This window comes from Plantactinospora sonchi, assembly GCF_036422035.1.
GTDB classification, from domain to species: Bacteria; Actinomycetota; Actinomycetes; order Mycobacteriales; family Micromonosporaceae; genus Plantactinospora; species Plantactinospora sonchi.
In genome coordinates this window covers 152,965-172,688 of sequence record NZ_JAZGQK010000006.1, presented here as the reverse complement: position 1 = coordinate 172,688, position 19,724 = coordinate 152,965, and the positions used below count along the sequence as shown (strand labels likewise).

The 19,724-nt window shown below is 73.0% G+C and carries 14 protein-coding genes; 10 read left to right on the top strand and 4 right to left on the bottom strand.

What is annotated here, in order from left to right; all coding sequences use genetic code 11:
* Positions 1 to 177 precede the first annotated feature (177 nt).
* Complete coding sequence (locus tag V1633_RS07205) at positions 178 to 1,854, top strand: serine hydrolase domain-containing protein (protein ID WP_331213400.1); 1,677 nt, start codon at positions 178 to 180, stop codon at positions 1,852 to 1,854.
* Between the two features lie 60 nt (positions 1,855 to 1,914).
* Here the strand turns inward: V1633_RS07205 and V1633_RS07200 are convergent, their stop codons facing one another.
* Positions 1,915 to 2,844: a pectate lyase family protein gene (locus V1633_RS07200; RefSeq protein ID WP_456238635.1), complete on the bottom strand. Its 930-nt coding sequence runs from the start codon at positions 2,842 to 2,844 to the stop codon at positions 1,915 to 1,917.
* Between the two features lie 533 nt (positions 2,845 to 3,377).
* Here V1633_RS07200 and V1633_RS07195 point away from each other — a divergent pair.
* Positions 3,378 to 5,018 carry a glycoside hydrolase family 43 protein gene (locus V1633_RS07195; protein ID WP_331213398.1) on the top strand — a complete coding sequence of 547 codons (1,641 nt, stop codon included), beginning with the start codon at positions 3,378 to 3,380 and terminating at the stop codon, positions 5,016 to 5,018.
* Between the two features lie 32 nt (positions 5,019 to 5,050).
* Here V1633_RS07195 and V1633_RS07190 read toward each other — a convergent pair whose 3' ends face one another.
* Both V1633_RS07190 and V1633_RS07185 read right to left on the bottom strand, forming a co-directional pair.
* Positions 5,051 to 5,935 carry a MaoC family dehydratase gene (locus tag V1633_RS07190; RefSeq protein ID WP_331213397.1) on the bottom strand — a complete coding sequence of 295 codons (885 nt, stop codon included), beginning with the start codon at positions 5,933 to 5,935 and terminating at the stop codon, positions 5,051 to 5,053.
* Positions 5,935 to 7,281, bottom strand: coding sequence for a 3-oxoacyl-ACP reductase (locus V1633_RS07185; RefSeq protein WP_331213396.1), 1,347 nt, complete (start codon positions 7,279 to 7,281; stop codon positions 5,935 to 5,937). Before V1633_RS07185 ends, V1633_RS07190 begins: the two co-directional genes overlap by 1 nt.
* A 57-nt stretch (positions 7,282 to 7,338) precedes the next feature.
* Between V1633_RS07185 and V1633_RS07180 the strand changes: the two genes are divergently transcribed.
* The 5 genes from V1633_RS07180 to V1633_RS07160 all read left to right on the top strand — a co-directional run bounded on the left by V1633_RS07180 (position 7,339) and on the right by V1633_RS07160 (position 13,513).
* Positions 7,339 to 8,631, top strand: a complete 1,293-nt coding sequence (locus V1633_RS07180) for an acetyl-CoA C-acetyltransferase (protein WP_331213395.1) — start codon at positions 7,339 to 7,341, stop codon at positions 8,629 to 8,631.
* Positions 8,632 to 8,739: 108 nt separating this feature from the next.
* Positions 8,740 to 9,330, top strand: a complete 591-nt coding sequence (locus V1633_RS07175) for an ArsR/SmtB family transcription factor (RefSeq protein ID WP_331213394.1) — start codon at positions 8,740 to 8,742, stop codon at positions 9,328 to 9,330.
* 2 nt (positions 9,331 to 9,332) lie between these two features.
* Complete coding sequence (locus V1633_RS07170; protein WP_331213393.1) at positions 9,333 to 10,622, top strand: MFS transporter; 1,290 nt, start codon at positions 9,333 to 9,335, stop codon at positions 10,620 to 10,622.
* Positions 10,623 to 10,817: 195 nt separating this feature from the next.
* Positions 10,818 to 11,357: a hypothetical protein gene (locus V1633_RS07165; protein ID WP_331213392.1), complete on the top strand. Its 540-nt coding sequence runs from the start codon at positions 10,818 to 10,820 to the stop codon at positions 11,355 to 11,357.
* Positions 11,358 to 11,497: 140 nt separating this feature from the next.
* The gene (locus tag V1633_RS07160) at positions 11,498 to 13,513 is read left to right on the top strand and encodes a sugar ABC transporter permease (protein ID WP_331213391.1); all 2,016 of its coding nucleotides are present in this window, start codon (positions 11,498 to 11,500) and stop codon (positions 13,511 to 13,513) included.
* 15 nt (positions 13,514 to 13,528) lie between these two features.
* Here V1633_RS07160 and V1633_RS07155 read toward each other — a convergent pair whose 3' ends face one another.
* Positions 13,529 to 16,072: a sigma-70 family RNA polymerase sigma factor gene (locus V1633_RS07155; RefSeq protein ID WP_331213390.1), complete on the bottom strand. Its 2,544-nt coding sequence runs from the start codon at positions 16,070 to 16,072 to the stop codon at positions 13,529 to 13,531.
* Between the two features lie 258 nt (positions 16,073 to 16,330).
* Here V1633_RS07155 and V1633_RS07150 point away from each other — a divergent pair, with 258 nt between their 5' ends.
* From V1633_RS07150 to V1633_RS07140, 3 genes are all read left to right on the top strand, one after another.
* On the top strand, positions 16,331 to 17,203 hold the full coding sequence (locus V1633_RS07150; RefSeq protein WP_331213389.1) for a hypothetical protein: 873 nt from the start codon (positions 16,331 to 16,333) through the stop codon (positions 17,201 to 17,203).
* Positions 17,204 to 17,266: 63 nt separating this feature from the next.
* A complete protein-coding gene (gene purB / locus V1633_RS07145; RefSeq protein ID WP_331213388.1) occupies positions 17,267 to 18,691 on the top strand; it encodes an adenylosuccinate lyase in 1,425 nt (474 codons plus the stop codon).
* 106 nt (positions 18,692 to 18,797) lie between these two features.
* Positions 18,798 to 19,706 carry a helix-turn-helix domain-containing protein gene (locus V1633_RS07140; protein WP_331213387.1) on the top strand — a complete coding sequence of 303 codons (909 nt, stop codon included), beginning with the start codon at positions 18,798 to 18,800 and terminating at the stop codon, positions 19,704 to 19,706.
* Positions 19,707 to 19,724: the final 18 nt, after the last annotated feature.

Genomic DNA, 19,724 nt, shown 5'->3' with positions numbered 1-19,724 from the left:
GATGACGACCGAGGGACAGGTCGATCGGAGACCTGCCTCCACCACGGCAGAACGGGGAGACACGTGCCAGGTATTCGAAGGTCACAAGGAGCTCCGGCATCGTCGAGCAGGGCGGGCCCGGCTGCCCGGGCCGTCCTGCTGGCCCTGGTCCTGGCGCTCGCCGTCAGCCTGCCGGCGGTGTTACCGGCCGCCGTGCCAGCGCGCGGCAACCCGACACCCACCGAACCGCCCGGGGACAGCTCGGTCCCCGACCGGCTCGGCGAGGTGGCGGCGTACCTGCGCCGACACATGACCGACACCCGTACGCCCGGATTCGCGTACGCGATCGTGCAGGGTGACCGGGTCGTCGGCCAGGGCGCCTGGGGGGTGGACGGCGACGGTCGGAGGATCACCGTCGACACGCCGTTTGTGCTCGGCTCGGTGACCAAGTCGTTCACCGGGCTGGCGGTGATGCAGCTCGTCGAGGCCGGTCGGGTCGAACTCGACCAGCCGGTTCGACGGTACGTCCCGTGGCTCCGGCTCGCCGACGAGTCGGTCGCGGCCCGGATCACCGTACGGCAGCTGCTCACCCACACCACCGGGCTGCCCCAGGTCGCGGCGATGGGCCTCACCGACCGGTACGACAACACCCCGGACGGGCTGGCCCGCTCGGTCCGGGACCTGGCGGCGGTACGCGTCACCGCCGAACCGGGTGGGCTCCACCAGTACAGCGACGCCAACTACCAGATTCTCGGCGTGCTTGTCGAGGAGGTGACCGGCCAGCCGTACGGGGAACACCTCCGGCGGAGCGTGCTCGACCCGCTCGGCATGAGCCGTTCCGCCGCCACCGAGGCGGAGGCGCGGTCGCTCGGCGGGATTCCGGCCGGACACCGCTACTACGTCGGCCACCCGCGACGGTTCGCCCCGCCCTTCGACGGCTCCGGAGTGTCGTACGGCTTCCTGGCGGCGAGCCTGACCGACGTGACGCACTACGTGATGGCGCAGCTCAACGACGGGCGCTACGCCGACCGGAGCGTGCTCTCCGCGCCGGGTGTGGCCCAGTTGCACACCGGACTGGCCGGCACCAGCGGGACCGGCCGGTACGCGATGGGCTGGCGGGACGACACCCTCTCCGGGACCGGCGAGCGCATCGTCTGGCATGCCGGGGCGACCGCGAACTTCTTCGGCCACATCGTGCTGGTCCCCGGCTCGGACCTGGCCGTGGTGGTGCTCGGCAACAGCTACAGCCTGGCGATGGACCCGCCGCTGACCTCGGCGGCGTTCAACGCGGTCCAAATCCTCCGGGGCGGTACGCCGGTCACGGCGGAGGCGGATCCGATCTTCGGGTGGATCCTCGCCGGGCTCGTCACCGTGGGCGTACTGCTGTTGGCGCTGCTGGTCTGGTCGCTGGTCCGCTGGCGGCGCCTGGTCCGGCTCGTCCGACAGTCGGCTCCGGCCCGGCCGACCCCGACCCCGGCATCGCCCGTCGCCCCGGGCCCGGGCCTGACGTCGGGCCCGGCTTCGAGCCTGACGTCGGCCTCGGCATCGACCCTTGCGTCGGCCTCGGCATCGACCCTGACGTCGGCATCGGCCCCGACCCTGGTGCCGGCGTCGGGTCCGACGAGCGTCGGGCTGTCGCCGGGGCGGACCGTCGGTGTCACGGTCGGTTGGTTGCTCGGCTGCGCCGTGGTGGTCGCCGGCGCGGCGTGGGCGCTGCCGAGATCCTGGGACGGTGCCCGACTGAGCCAGGTGGTGCTCTTCGCTCCGGACATCGGGCATGCGATCGTCGCTGTGGTCGGGCTCGCCACGGCGCTCGCGCTGGTCCGTCTCGGCCTCGGCGGGTACGTCCTCGCGGTGGCCCGGGCGCGTACCTGACCCGTTAGGAAGGGCCCCTTCCTATGCAAAATGCGATAGGAAGGGGCCCTTCCTTGCACCTCAGATGCGGCCGGTGCCGGCGCCGCCGGTGACGATGGACTTCACGTTGGCGGCGGGGTCGACGCTGACGCTGTACGGAAGGCTCCGTACGCTGCCGCCGGTCTGGCCGCTGCCGGAGTTCACGAAGTGGTTGTTCCTAGCCACCAGGGTGCCGGGGCCGGAGCTGGCCTCGCCGAGGTGGTACGGGTCTTCGGTGTTCTCGAAGTAGTTGCCCTCGACGAGCACACCGGCGCCCTCGGTGGAGGCGACGCCGTAGCCGCCGACGTTGTTGTAGTAGTTGTTGAAGACGTGCACCGGGTTGCCGAACCGGACCCGGGGGTGCCGCTGTTCGGAGCCGTCGAACCAGTTGTGGTGGTACGTGACGCGCAGCTTGCCGGTGTCCTCGCTCGCGTTGTCGTCCGAGTGGCCGAGCAGGAACGACTTGTCGTGGCCGTAGACCCGGTTCCACGAGACGGTGGCGCAGTCGGAGGCCCGCTTGATGTCGACCGCACCGTCGTTGCCGTTGGTGAAGCTGTTGTGGTCGATCCAGACCCGGGTCGAGTACTGCACGTTGATCGCGTCGTCGCTCCAGTTCCGGAAGTTGATGTTCCGGATGATGACGTTGCTGACGCTGGCGACGTTGAGCCCGCCGCCGGTGATGGCGGCGTTGCTGCCCACGCCGATGATGGTCTTGTTCGCGGCGACCTTCTGCATGCCGCTGATCGAGATGCTGCCGGAGACCCGGATGACCCGGGCGCCGCTGGCCTGCATGTTGCTGATCAGGCCGGCGGAGTCGGTGACGGTGACCGCCGAGGCGCTGCCGCCGCCGGTGGTGCCGCCGCACTGGGTCGCCCAACCCTGCATGTTGAACGAGGCCGCGGAGGCGGCGGGCGCGCCGGCGAGCGAGGTCGCCGCGAGTACGACGGTGGTGGTCGCGGCGAGCAGCGGGATCCGGACGAGCCGCCGGGTACGCGGTGTCGCGGTGGTGGTGTTGGTGCTGGACACGGGGGAACCTCCGAGTGGACGTGGTCCACCCCGGCGGCCGGGTCGCGGGTGGGACGCGGACGCCGCCAGCGGTGGGCGGACGGTGTGCCCGGATGCCTCCGGACACACCTGGACGGGATGTTGGAAAGCGCTTTCCCAATACCCGGAGACTATCGATGCGTTTCGACCATGTCAACGATGAATGTCGATGTTCTGTCGACTTCGCCGCAGTGATCCGCGCCCGGGTGACCTCGTCGGCTGTTTCCAGCAAAACGAACTTTGCCAGTTGTCTGGGCGGAGTCTGCTGACTAAGGTGATCGGCATACACGGGTTTCACTGCGATCAGGTGGCTGGAGGTCCCGGCGGACGGAACGCGGGGCGGACGGCCGGGCCACGGACCACCCGTGCCCCGGGGTCGGCGCCGGGCCGGGGCCTCGCCGAAGCCGGCGGCCACCGGAAGGGTTGACATGACATCCACGGCAGGCAACGGGGGGCACGCCGTGCCCGAGAACCCACTCATCCGCAACCCGGTGTTACCGGGCTTCCATCCGGATCCCTGCGTACTGCGGGTGGGCACCGACTACTACCTCGCCACCTCGACCTTCGAGTGGTGTCCGGGGGTACGGCTGCACCACTCCACGGACCTGGTGCACTGGCGCCCGCTCGGTGGCATCCTCACCGAGCGCCGATTGCTCGACCTCACCGGCGCCGCCGACTCGGCCGGCGTCTGGGCTCCCGACCTGTCCTACGTGGACGGTCTGTTCCACGTGGTGTACACCGACGTGTCCAGCTTCGCCGGCGGCTACTGGGACTCGCAGAACTACCTGACCACCGCTGCCGACATCACCGGCCCGTGGTCCGACCCGGTGCCGCTGCACGCCCGTGGCTTCGACCCGTCGCTCTTCCACGACGAGGACGGCACGAGCTGGCTGCTCGCCATGAACACCGACTGGCGTACCGGCCGGAACCGGTTCGCCGGCATCCAGATCCAGCAGTACGACCGGGCGGCCGGCAAGCTGGTCGGCGAGGAGCGACTGATCTTCGAGGGAACCTCGGTCGGCATGACCGAGGCGCCCCGCCTCTACCGCCGGGACGGCTGGTACTACCTGCTCACCGCCGAGGGCGGCACCAGCTGGACTCACCAGGTCACCGTCGCCCGGTCACGCGAGATGTTCGGCCCCTACGAGGTGGCGCCGGACGGGCCCATGCTCAGCTCCGCCGGCCGGCCGGACCTGACGCTGCAGAAGGCCGGCCACGGCAGCCTCGTCGACACACCGGACGGGCAGTGGTACCTGGCCCACCTGACGGCCCGGCCGTACTCCCCGCTCGGCCCGTGCGTGCTCGGCCGGGAGACGGCGATCCAACGGGTGACCTGGAACGACGCAGGATGGCCGCAGATCGAGGGTGGCGTGCCGGCCGAGGTCGTACCCGTGCCCGGGGCGCCGGCGGCGGTGGACCGGTCCGACCGCCGCGTCGACCACGACGACTTCGACGCGGCCCGGCTCGGCCCCGAGTGGTCGACCCTGCGCCGCCCGGCCACCCCCGACTGGGTGGATCTCTCCAGCAGGCCGTCCCACCTGCGCGTCCACGGTGGCCAATCGCCGGTCGGGCGGCAACGTCCCAGCCTGGTGGCGCGTCGGGTGACCGCCCGGCACTGCCGGCTGGAGACGACGATGGAGTTCCACCCGCGGACGTTCCGGCAGCTCGCCGGCGTCACCGCGTACTACAACACCCGCAACTGGCACTACGCCTACCTCACCCGGGACGACGACGGCCGGCGGGTGCTCGAACTGATGTCGTTCGACCAGGGCCGGCGGATCCAGCACGCCGGGTGCCAGGTCGACGCCACCAGGGCGGACGCGGTGCGGCTGCGGGTCCGGTTCGACGGGCCGGTCGTACGGTTCGACTACTCGCTGCGCCGGCCGACCGGGGAGGCGCGGGACGGCGACGGTTGGTGTCAGTTCCCCGTCGAACTGGACGCGACGATCCTCTCCGACGAACACGCCGCGGAGGCGGAGGCCGGTGAGCCGACCGCGTGGGGCTTCACCGGGGCCTTCGTCGGCCTGTGGGTGCAGGATCTGGGCGCCGAGGGTGGGTTCGCCGACTTCGACTCGGCGACCTACGTCGTGGACGAGCGGTGACCCGGCCGGCCCGACCGGTCCGCCGGGCAGGATCACTCCGGGACCGGGGTCACCTCCCCGACCAGGTACGGGCGCCCGCGCCGGACGTCGTACAGCCCGAAGTCCCAGGCCGGTGTCGCGGTGAACGCGACCGTCCCGGGCAGGGGTAGCGGCAGCGTGAAGTCCACGTCCACGACGTACGCGTCAGGGAGCCGGTTCGCCAGCGCGGCCAGGCAGCGGGCCTTGCTCCACATGCCGTGCGCGATGGGTCGGGGGAACCCGAACAGCCGGGCCGCCAGCCGCGAGGTGTGGATCGGGTTGTGGTCTCCCGACACCCGCGCGTAGTCGCGGCCGGTCCCGGCCCCGACCCGCCAGACGGCGGTCGGGGCCGGCGGCGTCGGATCATCGGCCCGGTCGCGCCGGGCCCGCTCCGCCGCCACCCGCTCCCGGCGCAGGTACGTCGACACGCCGCGCCAGACCACCTCGGCGCCGACCGACGCGGTGCAGAGCACGTCGAACTGCCGCCCCCGAGGGTGCGGCCGGAGGTCGAGGGTCCGGACCGACAGGTCGAGCGACTCGGCGGCGTCGATCGGACGGTGCGTGGTGATCCGGTTCGCCACGTGCACCAGGCCGACCAGCGGGAACGGGAACTCCGGTGCGGTCATCAGCCGCAGTGCCAGCGGGAACGCCAGCACGTGCGGATAGGTCGGCGGCAGTACGTCGGCCAACCGGAACCCGCAGACCCGGTCGTACCCGGCCAGGTGGTCCCGGTCGACGGTGACGCCCCGGACCACCAGCTCGACGTCGGGGAGCCGGTCGGCGCGGCGGGCCGCCCCGAGTCCCGGGGTGAGCCCGATCGCGGCCCGCCGGTACAGCGGCCCGGTGGCCGGGAGCCTCGGAAGTTCCGTCTCGGGACGTTCGTCCGGCTGTCCGGTCATCACGCCCCCAGCAGGCTCTGCCCGCAGACCCGTACGACGTTGCCGGTGACCCCCGCGGAGCCGGGCGAGGCGAACCAGGCGATCGTCTGCGCCACGTCGACCGGCAGGCCACCCTGCGCCATGCTGTTCATCCGGCGGCCGGCCTCCCGCAGCATCACCGGCATCTTCGCGGTCATCCGGGTCTCGATGAAGCCGGGGGCGACGGCGTTGACGGTGATGCCGCGGGCGGCGAGCGGCGCCGCCATCGAGTGCACCAGTCCGATCACCCCGGCCTTCGAGGTGGCGTAGTTGGTCTGGCCCCGGTTGCCGGCGATCCCGGCGATCGAGGAGACCCCGACCAGCCGGCCACCGGTCGGCAGCAGGTCCCGGTCCAGCAGCACGTCGTTGATCCGTTCCTGGCCGACGAGGTTGACCTCCAGCACCGCGTCCCACCAGTCCGACGTCATCCGGCCGAGGGTCCGGTCCCGGGTGATCCCGGCGTTGTGCACCACGATGTCGACCCGGCCGTGCCGGTCGGCCAGGTGGTCGGCGAGCCGGTGGGCCGCCTCCGGGGCGGTCAGGTCGAGTTGCACCGCCGTACCGCCGACGGTGTTGGCGACCTCGGCGAGCGCGTCGCCGGCCGCCGGCACGTCCAACGCCACCACGTGGGCGCCGTCGTCGGCCAGCACCTCGGCGACCTTCGCGCCGATGCCCCGGGCGGCGCCGGTGACCAGGGCGATCCGGCCGGCCAGCGGACGCTCCCAGTCGACCTCGGGAACCTCCGCCGGGGTGATCCGGACGACCTGGCCGGAGACGTACGCCGACCGGCCGGAGAGCAGGAAGCGCAGGGTCGACTCGACGGCCCGCTCGGCACCGGGGGCGACGAGGACCAGTTGGGCGGTACTGCCCCGGCCGAATTCCTTGCCGATGCTGCGGGTCAGTCCCTCCAGGGCACGCTGTGCGGTCGCCTCCCGGGGACTCGCACACAGTTCCGGCGGGGTACCGAGGACGATCACCCGCCCGGACGGACGCAGTGCCCGGGCCAGCGGGTGGAAGAAGTCGAAGAGGGCCCGGAGGCCGGTCGAGTCGGTGATGCCGGTGGCGTCGTACACCAGGGCGCCGTACGGCCCCTGATCCGGCGGTGCGGCGGCAGTCCGGTCGGCGACCTCGACGCCGGCCACGGTGAGGATCTTTCCGACCGGATCGACGAGCCGGCCGCCGGGAGCGGCGTCGAGCCGGACGGGGCCGTGGATCAGCGGGTCCCCGGGCCGGTGCCGGCGCAGTCGGGGCGGGTCGGGCAGGCCGAGGCGCCTGACCAGCGCCCGGCCGGGTCCGGTGTGGGCGAAGCTCGCGTACCTGTCACTCATGGCCGTAGCCTACTCGCGAGTAAGGTGGTGGCAACCCTGCGTACTGGAGGCGATGTCATGCAGACCGTCCGTCGTGTCGCGATCATCGGCGGCAACCGCATCCCGTTCGCCCGCTCGAACGGGCGGTACGCGAAGGCGTCCAACCAGGACATGCTCGGCGCCGCCCTGAACGGCCTGGTCGCCCGGTTCGGCCTGGCCGGCGAGCGGCTCGGCGAGGTGGCCGCCGGCGCGGTGCTGAAGCACTCCCGGGACTTCAACCTGACCCGCGAGGTGGTGCTCGGTTCCCGGCTCGACCCGCACACCCCGGCGTACGACCTCCAGCAGGCCTGCGGCACCGGCCTGGAGGCGGCGATCCTGGTCGCCAACAAGATCGCCCTCGGGCAGATCGAGGTCGGGATCGCCGGTGGCGTCGACACCACCTCGGACGCTCCGCTGGCGGTCAACGAGGAGCTGCGGCGCACCCTGCTGGAGATCAACGCGGCCCGGAGTCTCGGCGGTCGGTTGCGCGCCGCCACCCGGCTGCGGCCGGCGCAGCCGTTCCGGCCGGAGATCCCGCGCAACGCCGAGCCGCGTACCGGACTGTCGATGGGTGAGCACGCCGCGATCACGGCCCGCCGCTGGAACGTCGACCGGCGGGCCCAGGACGAACTGGCCGCCCGGTCGCACCACCGGCTCGCCGCCGCGTACGAGCGGGGGTTCTTCGACGACCTGGTCACGCCGTACCTCGGGTTGACCCGGGACGCGAACCTGCGCCCGGACACCAGCGTGGAGAAGTTGGCGGCGTTGAAGCCGGTCTTCGGCACCCGTGGACCGGAGGCGGACCAGGCGAGCATGACCGCGGGCAACTCCTCCCCGCTGACCGACGGCGCCTCGACCGTCCTGCTCGCCTCCGAGGAGTGGGCGAACGCCCACCGGTTGCCGGTGCTCGCCTGGTTCGGCGGTGCCGAGACCGCCGCCGTCGACTTCGTACACGGTGACGAGGGGCTGCTGATGGCACCCGCGTACGCCGTACCCCGACTGCTCGCCCGGACCGGTCTGACCTTCGCCGACTTCGACTACTTCGAGATCCACGAGGCGTTCGCCTCCCAGGTGCTGGCCACCCTGGCCGCCTGGGAGTCGGCGGAGTTCTGCCGGGACCGGCTCGGCCTGGACGCCCCGCTCGGCCCGGTCGACCCGGCGAAACTGAACGTCAACGGTTCGTCGTTGGCCGCCGGACACCCGTTCGCGGCGACCGGTGGCCGGATCGTGGCCACCCTGGCGAAGCTGCTCGCCCAGCGGGGTTCGGGACGGGGTCTGATCTCGATCTGCGCGGCCGGTGGCCAGGGCGTGGTGGCGATCCTGGAGCGCTGACCCGCTGGTCGTCGGCCCCGGCTGCGGAGGGTCCGGCGACTTCCGCACCGCGACCAACTCCCAAACAAGTGCTTGGCGGTTGGTGTCACGATCGCTAGACTCCCCAACATGTCTTTGGGAGATGACGACGGGGGCCCGGACACCGGGCCGGACCGGGACAGCGGCACCGGGCCCGACCCGACCGCCCGACTGCGCGCGCTGGCCCACCCCGTACGGATGCGGATGCTCTCGCTGCTCACCGCCTCCGCGCTGACCGCCGCCGAACTGGCCCGCGAACTCGACCTCACCCACGCCAACGCCAGCTACCACCTGCGACACCTGCTCGCCGCCGGGGTTATCCAGGCCGTCGGCGAGGAACGCATCCGGGGCGGGGTCGCCAAGCGCTACCGCTACGACCCCGACGCCGACGTGGAGTGGCCGCAGCCGGCCGCCGTCGAGGGCACCCAACCCACCCCCCAACACCGGCTCGTCTACGCCGCCCTCGCCACCGAGTTGCGCCGCCGGTCCGCGTCACTGCGCCGTGGCCCCGGCAACTTCCTGACCGACGCCGAGTTCTGGGTCGACCCCGACACCTGGCAGGAGATCCGGGACCTGATCGCCGAGGCGTCCGGTCGACTGCACCGGGCCGCCCAGCCGGCCCGCACCCCCGGCACCGTCCGGGTCAGCGCCACCGTCGCCCTGTTCCGGATGGAGGACTGAGCATGCCCACCCCCGCGTTGGCGCCGCTGCGGCACCGGCCCTTCCGCTACCTGGCGGTCGGCCGGGCCGCCACCATGCTCGGCAACGCGGTCGCGCCGATCGCACTCGGTTTCGCCGTACTCGATCTGCCCGGGTCGGTGCGCGACCTCGGTCTGGTGGTCGGCGCGCGGTCGCTGACCAACGTGCTGTTCCTGCTCTTCGGGGGCGTGCTGGCCGACCGGCTGCCCCGGCACGCGCTGATGGTGGTCTCCTGCGCGTCGGCCGCCGCCACCCAGGCCGCGGTCGCCGCCCTGGTGCTGACCGACACCGCGACGATTCCGCTGCTGGTCGCGCTGAGCGCGGTCAACGGGTTGCTGAGCGCCCTCGCCTGGCCGGCGGCCTCCGCACTGATGCCGCAGACGGTGCCGGCGGAACTGCTGCAGTCGGCGAACGCGATCAACCGGCTCGGCATCAACGCGGCGATGATCGGCGGCGCCTCGCTCGGCGGCCTGCTGGTGGCCGGCGCCGGCCCGGGGTGGGGCCTGCTGGTCGACGCGATGACGTTCGCGGTGGCCGGGCTCGCCTTCTCCCGGGTACGGGTGGCCCGGGTCGCCGACCCGGGCGCCGCCAGGTCCCACCCGTTCCGCGACCTGCGTGACGGGTGGACCGAGTTTGTCGCCCGCTCCTGGGTGTGGGTGGTGGTGCTCGGCTTCCTGCTGATCAACTTCGCGTACGCCAGCTCGGTCAACGTGCTCGGACCGGCGGTCGCGGACGAGGCGATCGGGCGGTCGGCCTGGGGACTGGTACTCGCCGCGCAGACCGTCGGCATGGTGGCCGGCGCGCTGGTCGCCCTCCGCCTCCGGGTACGGCGATTCCTGCTGGTCGGGGTGCTCTGCATGTTCGCCGACGTGCTGCTGCTGGGCGTACTGGCCTGGACGCCCTCGGTCCTGCTGCTGGTCGGCACCGCGTTTGTCGCCGGGGCGGCGGTGGAGCAGTTCTCGGTCGCCTGGGAGACCTCGATGCAGCGGCACATCCCCGCCGACAGGCTCGCCCGGGTCTACTCGTACGACGCGCTCGGCTCGTTCCTGGCCATCCCGCTCGGACAGATGGCGATCGGCCCGGTGGCGGAGGTGCTCGGCACCGAGCGGACACTGCTGCTCGCCGCCGGGATCGTGCTGGTCGCGGTGCTCGGCATGCTGATCGATCCCGCCGTACGGCGCCTCGACTCCAGCCCGTCCACCACCGGGTCGGAGGATCGACCGGACGTCGACCCGACGGTGTCGTCGACGACGGCCGTCTCGGCGTCCACATAGGAGCTGATCGGTCGGGTGCGGCCACGGCGGGGGTATCTCCACGGCGACAGCGGGTGGCCGGGCCGGTGGTCCGGGACCTGATCGGGCCGTAGCCGCGCTCGTCCGAACCATGCCGAGGCGCCACAAAGGCGACCACTAGGATCTTCGGCGATGTTCGTCAGATGATCAAATTCGGGGGTCCGGAGTGGTGCGGCAATGACCGTGCACACCGTGACGCGGCGACAGGGTGGCCTGACCGCGTTGTATCTCGGAATCTTCGCGACCCTCTGGTTCAGCGTGCCGAAGGCCGATCCGCCACTGAGCACCCTGCTGGTGGTCGGCAGCATCGCCGCCCTGCTGACCGCGGTGGCCGGCGGCGTCGTCGTGGCCCGGTCCCGGGGCGCCGACCCGACACCCCGGGACCGGGCCGTCGACCGGCGTTACCTGCTGATCGTCGGCGCGGAGTTCGCCGTCGCCGGGATCGGGGCGGCGGTGCTGTCCGTCGCCGGATGGACCGGGTTCATCCCGGCGCTGATCAGTTTTGTCGTCGGCGCGCACTTCCTGCCGCTGGCCCCGGTGCTGCGTGACCCACTGCTGCGCCCGCTCGGGGTGGCGGTCTGCGTGGTAGCGGTCGCCAGCCTCCTCGTCGGCCTCGCCTCGTCCGCGTCGGTCGGGCTGGTGGCCGGCGCCGGCACCGGGCTGCTCCTGCTCGGGTACGCGGTCACTGCCCTGCTCCGCATGTCCCGGCCGAGGTGACCGGCGATTCACCAGCCACCGGCCTGTTGACACCGGCGATAGGGTCTCGCTGATCATCGGACCGAGCATCGGGGCGTCACACGATGAGCTACCCAGGCCAGCCAGCAGGGACACCCGTACCGTCGGTACCCGTACCGCCCGTGCCACACCAACCGCCGGTGCCGCCGCCGGCCCGTCCGGCGACCGGCGGATCGGTGGGACGGGTACTGCTCGGACTGGGACTGGTGCTCCCGGCACTGCTCGCCCTGGTCTGGTCCTACCTCATCCCCACCGTCAGCATCGTGCTGACCAGCTTCCGGCACGAGGATCTGGTCAAGCCGCCGACCCCGGCGGGCACCGAGAACTACCAGACGATCGTCGCGGACGGGGTGTGGGGGCAGATCGGCTCCGCGCTCCTGCTCGGCCTGCTGCCGCTGGCGTACGCCCTGGTTGTCGCGCCGCTGCTGGCGGTCGTCGCGGACCGGGCCGGCCGGGTCGCCCGACTGGTCACCCGGGCCGTGCTCGCGTTGCCGATCGCCGGGTACGCCCCGGCCGCGCTCGCACTCGGCTGGCGGTTGCACCGGATCGAGCCGGGTGAGCCCGGCCCCCTGGTCCTGGTCGACGTGCTCTGGGCGCTCGCGGCGACGTCGTTCGGCCTGGTTGTCGCGATCGCCGCGACGGCGTTCCTGAGCGCACTGCGGAAGCGGACGTCCGGGCGTCGGTCACCGGCCGCCGTGCTGACCGTCGGTGGCGTCGTCGGCCTGAGCGTGCTCGCCCTGACCCTGCAGATCTACACGACGCCGGCGCTGCTCAACGGGCTCAAGACGGACGGATCGGCGTTGACGCCGGTGGTGGAACTGCTGCAGAACAGTTTCCTCCTCTACCGGGTGGGGCCGGGTGCCGCCGTGGCGACGCTGCTGCTCGGCCTGCTCGCGCTGCTCGGGCTCGCCACGACCGCTCTGCTGCTCGCCACCCGTACCCGGATCGAACTCGACGGTTGGCGGGACCGGCGCGACACGCCGCCCGTTCCCGTTTCCGCCCAGCCGGCCGCCGGTCCCGAGCAGCCGACCGCCGTGCCCGGGCAGCCGGATGCGGTTTCCGCGCGGCCAACCGCCGTTCCCGGGCAGCCGACCGTCCCGGCCCCGACGGCGGTGCCGGCCGGCGGTCGGGGACGCCTCGTCCACCTCGGACTCCTGGTGGTCGGACTGGCCGCCCTGCTCGGCGTGGTCGGTTGGGCGTCCGCGCCCTGGCTGCGGCACATCCTGTCCGACCCCGGCCTGGACGCCTTCCGCAACGGCCAACCGGAGCCGGGGCTCAGCCTGGTACGGGTGCTCGCCAACACCTGGATCCCACCCCTCATCTCGGCGGTCGTCTCGGTCGGCCTCGGTGCGGCCGGCGGCTTCGGGATCGGTGGGCTGCGACCGCTCGGCCGCTGGAGCGAACTGCTGCTGGTCCCGTTCGCACCGTGGCTCTTCGTCGGCGTCGGCCCACTCTCGGTCGGCACCGCGACCCGTGCCGCCGACGCGGACCAGGTCAACACGTTCCTCGGCCTGATTCCGCCGGTCTGGCTCTCCGTACCGGCGCTGTTCGTCTTCACGTTGCTCTTCCGGGGGCAGCACGCCCGGTGGCGGGCCGGTGGCGGTTTCTTCCGCGCCCTGCTGCTCCCGGCCCTGCCGATGCTGCCCGTGGCACTCCTGCTGACCTGGCTGTTCAATGCGCAGCAGCCGTACTGGGCACGGCTGATGGTGAGCAAGGCGGAGCTGCTGCCGGCGCCGGTTGTCGCCGAGACGATGTTGTGGCAGTTCGACGAGCCGGACGGCGACATGTTGAGTCTGGTGCTGCCGTTGCCGATCCTGTTGATCTTCCTGCTGGCCTTCGTCGTGCTCCAGGTCGGCTACCTGGACCGACTCGCCATCCGGGTGGGTCGGACCACACCCCCGCAGGGAGTGGGCCCGGCCGGGGCGGTGGCCGTACCGGCCGGACCGGTGCCGCCGCATGGCGTCGCGGTACCGGCGCAGCCGTACGGCGTGCCCGCCCCGCCGCAGCAGAGCGGATACCCCGCACCGGTGCCTCCACAGGCGTACCCGCCACCGCACGGATACCCACCACCGCAGGGATACGGGCCGGTTGCGCCGCAGGGTGGCCATCCGCCGCCCACGTCCCCGTACGGCGGCTGACCCAGCGGGGCCCGGTTACGGCTGTTCGGCGCTGATCGCGAGAGCGCCGAGCAGCCAGGCGTCCCGGCCGGTCCGGGCGGTCAGCCGGGCAGGTCCGTTCTCGGGCAGGCGGGTACGCAGCACCCGGGCGTCCGTACCGAGGGTGTTCCAACCGGCGGCCGTGCCGTCGGTACGGCTGGCCGCGGCGTTGCTCGGGTTGCCCCGGTCGACCGGTGACCCGGCCAGGTCGAGCCGGTCGCCGGTGGTCGACCGGTCGGTCTCCCAGCCGATGAACCCGATCTGGGCCGCCGCGCCCGCCGCCCCGGGCAGCGCGGTGGAGACCGAGTCGCCCGGCCGGAGGGCGAGGGCCCCGTCGAGTACCGCGACGCTGCGGGGCGGACCGCCGTCGGCGACGACGGCGAGCAGGCTCCAGCCGCCGAAGGAGCCGATCCCGGGGGTGAAGGCCCGCCGGTCCACCCCGACCCACCAGGTGCCGGAACGGGCGATCCCTGTCACGTCGACGTACGCCTGGTAACCCTGTCGGCCCTCCAGGGTGGCCGGGAAGGAGGCCACCCGGGTGGCGCGCAGTGGTGTGTACCGGCTGCTGCCGGGTGTCCGGACGTACGCCGTCGGCGCGCTCGGCGGGCGGCCGGTGCCGGCCCAGTACAGCCCGGCCCAGAGCACCCGGCCGGTGAGCCGTACGGAGGCGCCGCTGACCATGCCGCGCCGGGGTGCCCCGGCCGGCGCGTCACGTGCCGTGTAGCGGGTCATCAGGTAGTGGCCGTTGTCGACCCGGCCGAGGGCGGGACGGCCGGCCCGCGCCGCGCGGCAGGTGAGGTCGAGGTCGGAGCAGGAGAGCAGGGCGTTGCCGGCGGCGGTGAGCCGCGCCGAGACGGTACCGGCGAAGACCGTCGAGAGTCCGGTGTCGCCGACGTCGAGCCGGAGCGCGGCGGTGCTGCGGGGCGCACCGGGCGCGTCCAGGTTGAGCCGCACGGTGCCGCCCCGGGCGGTGCCGGCGACGGTGACCGGCAGGTACGCAGTGCTCGCCGTCGCCGCCGCCAACGGCCCCCGGCGGCAGGTGCCGGGGCTGCCGGCGGTGCAGGTCCAGCCGTCGCCGGCCGTCCCGGCGCGGAGCCGGATGCCGGTCGGCAGGGTGATCCGGGCGGTGAGCGGACCCGTCCGGTCGGCGGCGGCGGCACGGAACGTACCCGGTCGACGTCCTCCGCCGGCCCCGGCGGACCGGATCGGGTTGGTGACCGTCATCAACAGCACCGTGGACCGGCCCCGGACCAGGGTGCCGACCGGCGCGAGCGCCACGGCCAGCGAGCCGGGGGCGCCCGGTGCCGCCGTGCCGGGCCGGTCGGCCGGGCCGGACGGCCGGTCGGGGCCGTCACCGGGGCTGGTCGGCGCCCCGCCGGACGGGCCGGGCGCGGGCGTGCCGGACGGGCCGGGCGTGGGCTGGTCCGGTTCGGGTGTCGGGGTGGTGTCCTCTCCCGGTGTTCCCGGTCCCGCCGGCGGCGCCGACCGTCCCGGGCCGGCGGTCGGCTCCGGTCGGCCGCTGAGCGCGACCGCGACGGCGACGGTGGCCAGCAGGACCAGTACGACGCCGACGGCGGCGAGCCGGGTGGCCCGGTCACGGACGCGCCGCCGCGGGCGGCCCCGGCCGCTGCCCGGCGTACCGCCGTCGGCTGTGGTCCCGCTGTCCGTCGTGGTACCGCTGTCGGGGTCGGACCCGCCGTCACCGGAGCCGGCGGTGGGGTCGGCGGCAGGGCCGGTGGTGGCCGCGGCGCCGGCGGTGGCGTACCCGACGGCGGTGACGCCGACCAGCGAGGGGACCAGGATGGCACCGAGACCGGAGTTGACGTCGCCGAGTTCGACGTAGAGCAGGCGGCAGGACCGGCAGCCGGACAGGTGGCCCTCGACCTCGGTCGTCTCGCGGGTGGCCAGCCCGTCCCGGACGTACGCGCCGAGCCGCTCGGCGGTCCACCGGCACGCCTCGTCGGTACGGGTGGCGGCGTGCTCCCGCAGGTAGTTCTGCCGGAGGCGTTCCCGGGCACGGTAGGCGAGCGCGGAAACCGCGTTGGGGCGTACCCCGAGCAGTCGGGCGACCGTCGCCGGGGAGTCGCCCTCCACCTCGGTGTGCCACAGCACCAGCCGCCACCGCTCGGGCAGCGCCGCGAAGGCCCGGGCGACCATGGTGTGCTCCAGACCACGGACCGCCGGGTCGACGAACGGTTCGCCGGGATCGTGACCGGACAGGTCGTCGGCGAGTTCGAGCCGGCGGGACCGGCGCGTTTCGTCGTAGAAGACGTTGCGCAGGGTGGTGAGCAGGTAGGTGCGGAAGGCCGCCTTCGGGCCGGCACCGGCGCGGAGCGCGGCGAGCACCCGGGCGAACGCCTCCGCGACCAGCTCGTCCACTTCGGATCCGCGAGGGTCCAGGGTGCGGGCCAGACGCCGGGCCGCCACCTCGTGCCGCCGGTAGAGCACGGCGTACGCCTCGTTGTCGCCGTCGCGTACGGCACGCAGCAGTTGCAGGTCACTGCGGGCGTCGTACGCCGGGGTGCTGGTGTTGTCCGCCATGTCCTGCCAGGTCAGTGGAGTGAGCGGTCCGTTGTGGACCGGATCAGGCGCTCGCGGTGCGGCCCGCCGTACGACGGACGAGGAACAAACTACCAAGGGCGATCCCTCAGCGGCAGAAGGTGAAGTCGTGTTCCGGGAAGGTGACCACATGCCCGGATCGCGGCTAATTCTGGTTTTGTCCCCACCGTCGTCATGATCGGCCCCCGACTCCGTCTAGCCGACAGTGAGCCGCCGTGACGGATGGAGCAGTGACGCCGGATGAACGACGAACGCCCACTCAGCCCGGCGGCGGCGGAGCGCCGAGCCCGCGCCACCCGCCGTTTCCGCACCGAGGCGGTGGCGCTGCGCGAGGTGTGGCGGGAGTCGGTGCTGCGCCAACGGCCGAGCTGGACCGGCGGCTGGTGGACGGCGGCGGTCGACAGCCTGACCCGGGCGATCGCGGAGACCCGTGACCCGCAACCGGCCTGTGTCCGCCTGGGCAGGGCCAGAGCCGCCGCCGGGGTGGGCATCGACGACACGGTGGCCGACCTCAGCGCGCTGTACCGGGCGCTGCCGGAGGGCGAACCGCCCGACCACCTGCTGGAGGTGCTGGTCGGCGCCTGGACCGAGGTCACCCTGGTGCCGGAGCACACCGCGCCCTGCGTCGAGGCGCTTCCCCGGCTGCGGGACGTCGACGAACTCCAGGTGGTGCTGAAGGAGATCGCTCGGCACGCCCAACTGACCGGTACCCCGCTCGGCAACCGGCACGTGCTGCTGGTCGCCGACCTCACCGCCGTACCGCCGCCGACCAGGTGCGCCGGTACGTCGCCCAAGCCGACGGACGAGCAGCCGACGGAGTACGACGTGTCGGCGCCACCCGACCTCTCGGCCGTGCTGGAACAGCCGGTGCTCGGCGTCGAGCTGGCGACCCGGTTCCGGACGGCCTTTCCCGCCGGCGAGCCGATCATCCGACTCTGGCCCGGCGGCTACGTCGTCCTGACCGACGCCTCGGCGGAACTCGTCGGGCGTACCGCGTCGCTGCGGCGGGGGCTGGCCGAGATCGGGCTCGCCACCGCACGGCTGTGGTACGAGGACTTCCCCGACGACGTTCCCGCCGCCCAGGCCCTCTACCAGCGGCTCATCCGCAACTGAGCCGTCCGGTCGAATCACCCGGCCGGTGCGGTCGGGCCAGGCGGGATGGTCGAGAATGGCACGGTGACCAGCATCCCCAACGTCCTCGCCAACCGGTACGCCTCGACCGAACTCGTCGCCCTCTGGTCCCCGGAGGAGAAGATCCGACTGGAGCGGCGGCTCTGGCTCGCCGTACTCCGGGCCCAGCGTGATCTCGGCGTGCCGGTGCCGGACGACGTGGTCGAGGCGTACGAGCGGGTACTGGACCAGGTCGACCTGGCCTCGATCGCGGCCCGGGAGCGGGTCACCCGGCACGACGTGAAGGCCCGGATCGAGGAGTTCAGCGCGCTGGCCGGGCACGAGCACGTGCACAAGGGGATGACCTCCCGGGACCTGACCGAGAACGTCGAGCAGCTGCAGGTGCGCCGGTCGCTGGAGCTGATCCGGGACCGGGTGGTCGCCACCCTGGCCCGGCTGGCCCGGCTCGCGGTCGAGCACTCCGAGCTGGTGCTGACCGGGCGGTCACACAACGTCGCCGCGCAGGCCACCACGCTCGGCAAGCGGTTCGCCTCGGCGGCCGAGGAACTGCTGATCGCGTACGAGCGGCTGACCGACCTGCTCGGGCGGTACCCGCTGCGCGGCATCAAGGGGCCGGTCGGCACCGCCGCCGACCAGCTCGACCTCTTCGACGGGGACGCGGACAAGGTCGCCGAGCTGGAGCGCCGGGTCGCCGAGCACCTCGGCTTCGCCCGGGTACTGGACAGCGTCGGCCAGGTCTACCCGCGCTCGATCGACTTCGACGTGGTCTCCGCGCTGGCCCAGACCGCCGCCGCGCCCTCCTCGCTGGCCACCACGATCCGGCTGATGGTCGGCCAGGAACTGGCCACCGAGGGCTTCAAGCCCGGCCAGGTCGGCTCCAGCGCGATGCCGCACAAGATGAACACCCGGTCCAGCGAGCGGGTCAACGGCTTCGCGGTGATCATCCGGGGTTACCTGTCGATGGTCGGCGAGCTGGCCGGCGACCAGTGGAACGAGGGCGACGTCTCCTGCTCGGTGGTCCGGCGGGTGGCGCTGCCGGACGCCTTCTTCGCCGCCGACGGACTGTTCCAGACCTTCCTCACCGTGCTGGACGAGTTCGGCGCGTACCCGGCGGTGATCAACCGGGAACTGGACCGCTACCTGCCGTTCCTGGCCACCACCAAGATCCTCGTGGCGGCGGTGCGCCGTGGCGTCGGCCGGGAGACCGCACACGAGGTGATCAAGGAGCACGCGGTCGCCGTGGCGCTGGCGATGCGGGAGAAGGGGATCGCCGAGAACGACCTCTTCGACCGGCTCGCCGCCGACGGTCGGCTCGGGCTGACCCGGGCCGAGATCGACGAACTGGTCGCCGACCGGGCCGGCTTCACCGGGGCCGCCACCGCGCAGGTGCGGGCGGTCGCCGACCGGGTCGCGGCAGTGGTCGCCGCACACCCCGAGGCCGCCGCGTACAGCCCCGCGCCGATCCTCTGACGCACCCCGCCGACCTCGACCGGGCGCAGCGGTGGCCGCCAGACCCGCCGGAGACCACCGCGAACAGCGTTGACATTCCAGTAGGTGGAAGGTGCACGTTGACCCGATGGACGACGGCACGGAACGCCTGACGGTCGGGCAACTGGCCGACCGGACCGGTGTGTCGGCACGGACCATCCGCTTCTGGTCCGACGCCGGTCTTGTCACCCCCGCCGATCGGTCGCCCGCCGGGCACCGCCGTTACGACCCGAGCGCGGTCGACGCCCTCGACCTGCTCCGGACCCTGCGTGAACTGGGGATCGGCCTGCCCGCCGTGGCGCGGGTCCTGTCCGGGCAGGCAGCCCCGGCAGAGGTCGCGGACCAGCAGGTCGCGGTGGTGGACGCGGAACTCCGCATCCTGCGGCTGCGCCGGACCGTTCTCCGCGCCGTCGTCCGACGTGGTTCCGACCAGGAGGAGATCTCGATGATGCACCGGCTCGCCCGACTCTCAGCGTCGGAACGGCAACAGATGATCGACACGTTCGTCGACCGGGCCTTCGCCGGCGTCGACGACCAGGATGCCGAGGTTGTCGCGGGCTGGATGCGGGAACTGCCGCCGACGCTGCCCGAGGAGCCGACACCGGAGCAGGTCGACGCCTGGATGGAACTCGCCGAACTGGTCGCGGACGAGGAGTTCCAGGCGTCCGTACGGCGGTTGGTGCTCGCCGGCGACGTCGACAGCCGGTTCGACTACGGTCTGCACGTCCGCGCCGCCGTGCTGCGGTACGCGCGGCCGGCGGTCGACGAGGGTGTCCCGCCGGAGTCCCCGGAGGCGGACGCGGTACTGGCCCGAATCGTCCCCACCGACCTCACCGGGGCGGAGGTGACCGAGCTGCTCGCCTGGCTGGACACGGTCACCCAGCCCAGGGTCGAGCGGTACTGGCAGTTGCTGGACCTCGTCGCGGGTCGGACACCGCCGCCGCCCGCCGTCCCCGCCCTCGGCTGGCTCGCCGCCGCGCTGCGCGCGCACCGCTGATCGGCCGGGTCATGCCGG

Coding starts and splice junctions, on each gene's coding strand:
- V1633_RS07155 (WP_331213390.1), bottom strand. CDS start 16,072: ATGGCGGACAACACCAGCACCCCGGCGTACGACGCCCGCAGTGACCTG.
- V1633_RS07140 (WP_331213387.1), top strand. CDS start 18,798: ATGGACGACGGCACGGAACGCCTGACGGTCGGGCAACTGGCCGACCGG.
- V1633_RS07170 (WP_331213393.1), top strand. CDS start 9,333: ATGCCCACCCCCGCGTTGGCGCCGCTGCGGCACCGGCCCTTCCGCTAC.
- V1633_RS07165 (WP_331213392.1), top strand. CDS start 10,818: ATGACCGTGCACACCGTGACGCGGCGACAGGGTGGCCTGACCGCGTTG.
- V1633_RS07185 (WP_331213396.1), bottom strand. CDS start 7,281: ATGAGTGACAGGTACGCGAGCTTCGCCCACACCGGACCCGGCCGGGCG.
- V1633_RS07190 (WP_331213397.1), bottom strand. CDS start 5,935: ATGACCGGACAGCCGGACGAACGTCCCGAGACGGAACTTCCGAGGCTC.
- V1633_RS07175 (WP_331213394.1), top strand. CDS start 8,740: ATGTCTTTGGGAGATGACGACGGGGGCCCGGACACCGGGCCGGACCGG.
- V1633_RS07180 (WP_331213395.1), top strand. CDS start 7,339: ATGCAGACCGTCCGTCGTGTCGCGATCATCGGCGGCAACCGCATCCCG.
- V1633_RS07150 (WP_331213389.1), top strand. CDS start 16,331: ATGAACGACGAACGCCCACTCAGCCCGGCGGCGGCGGAGCGCCGAGCC.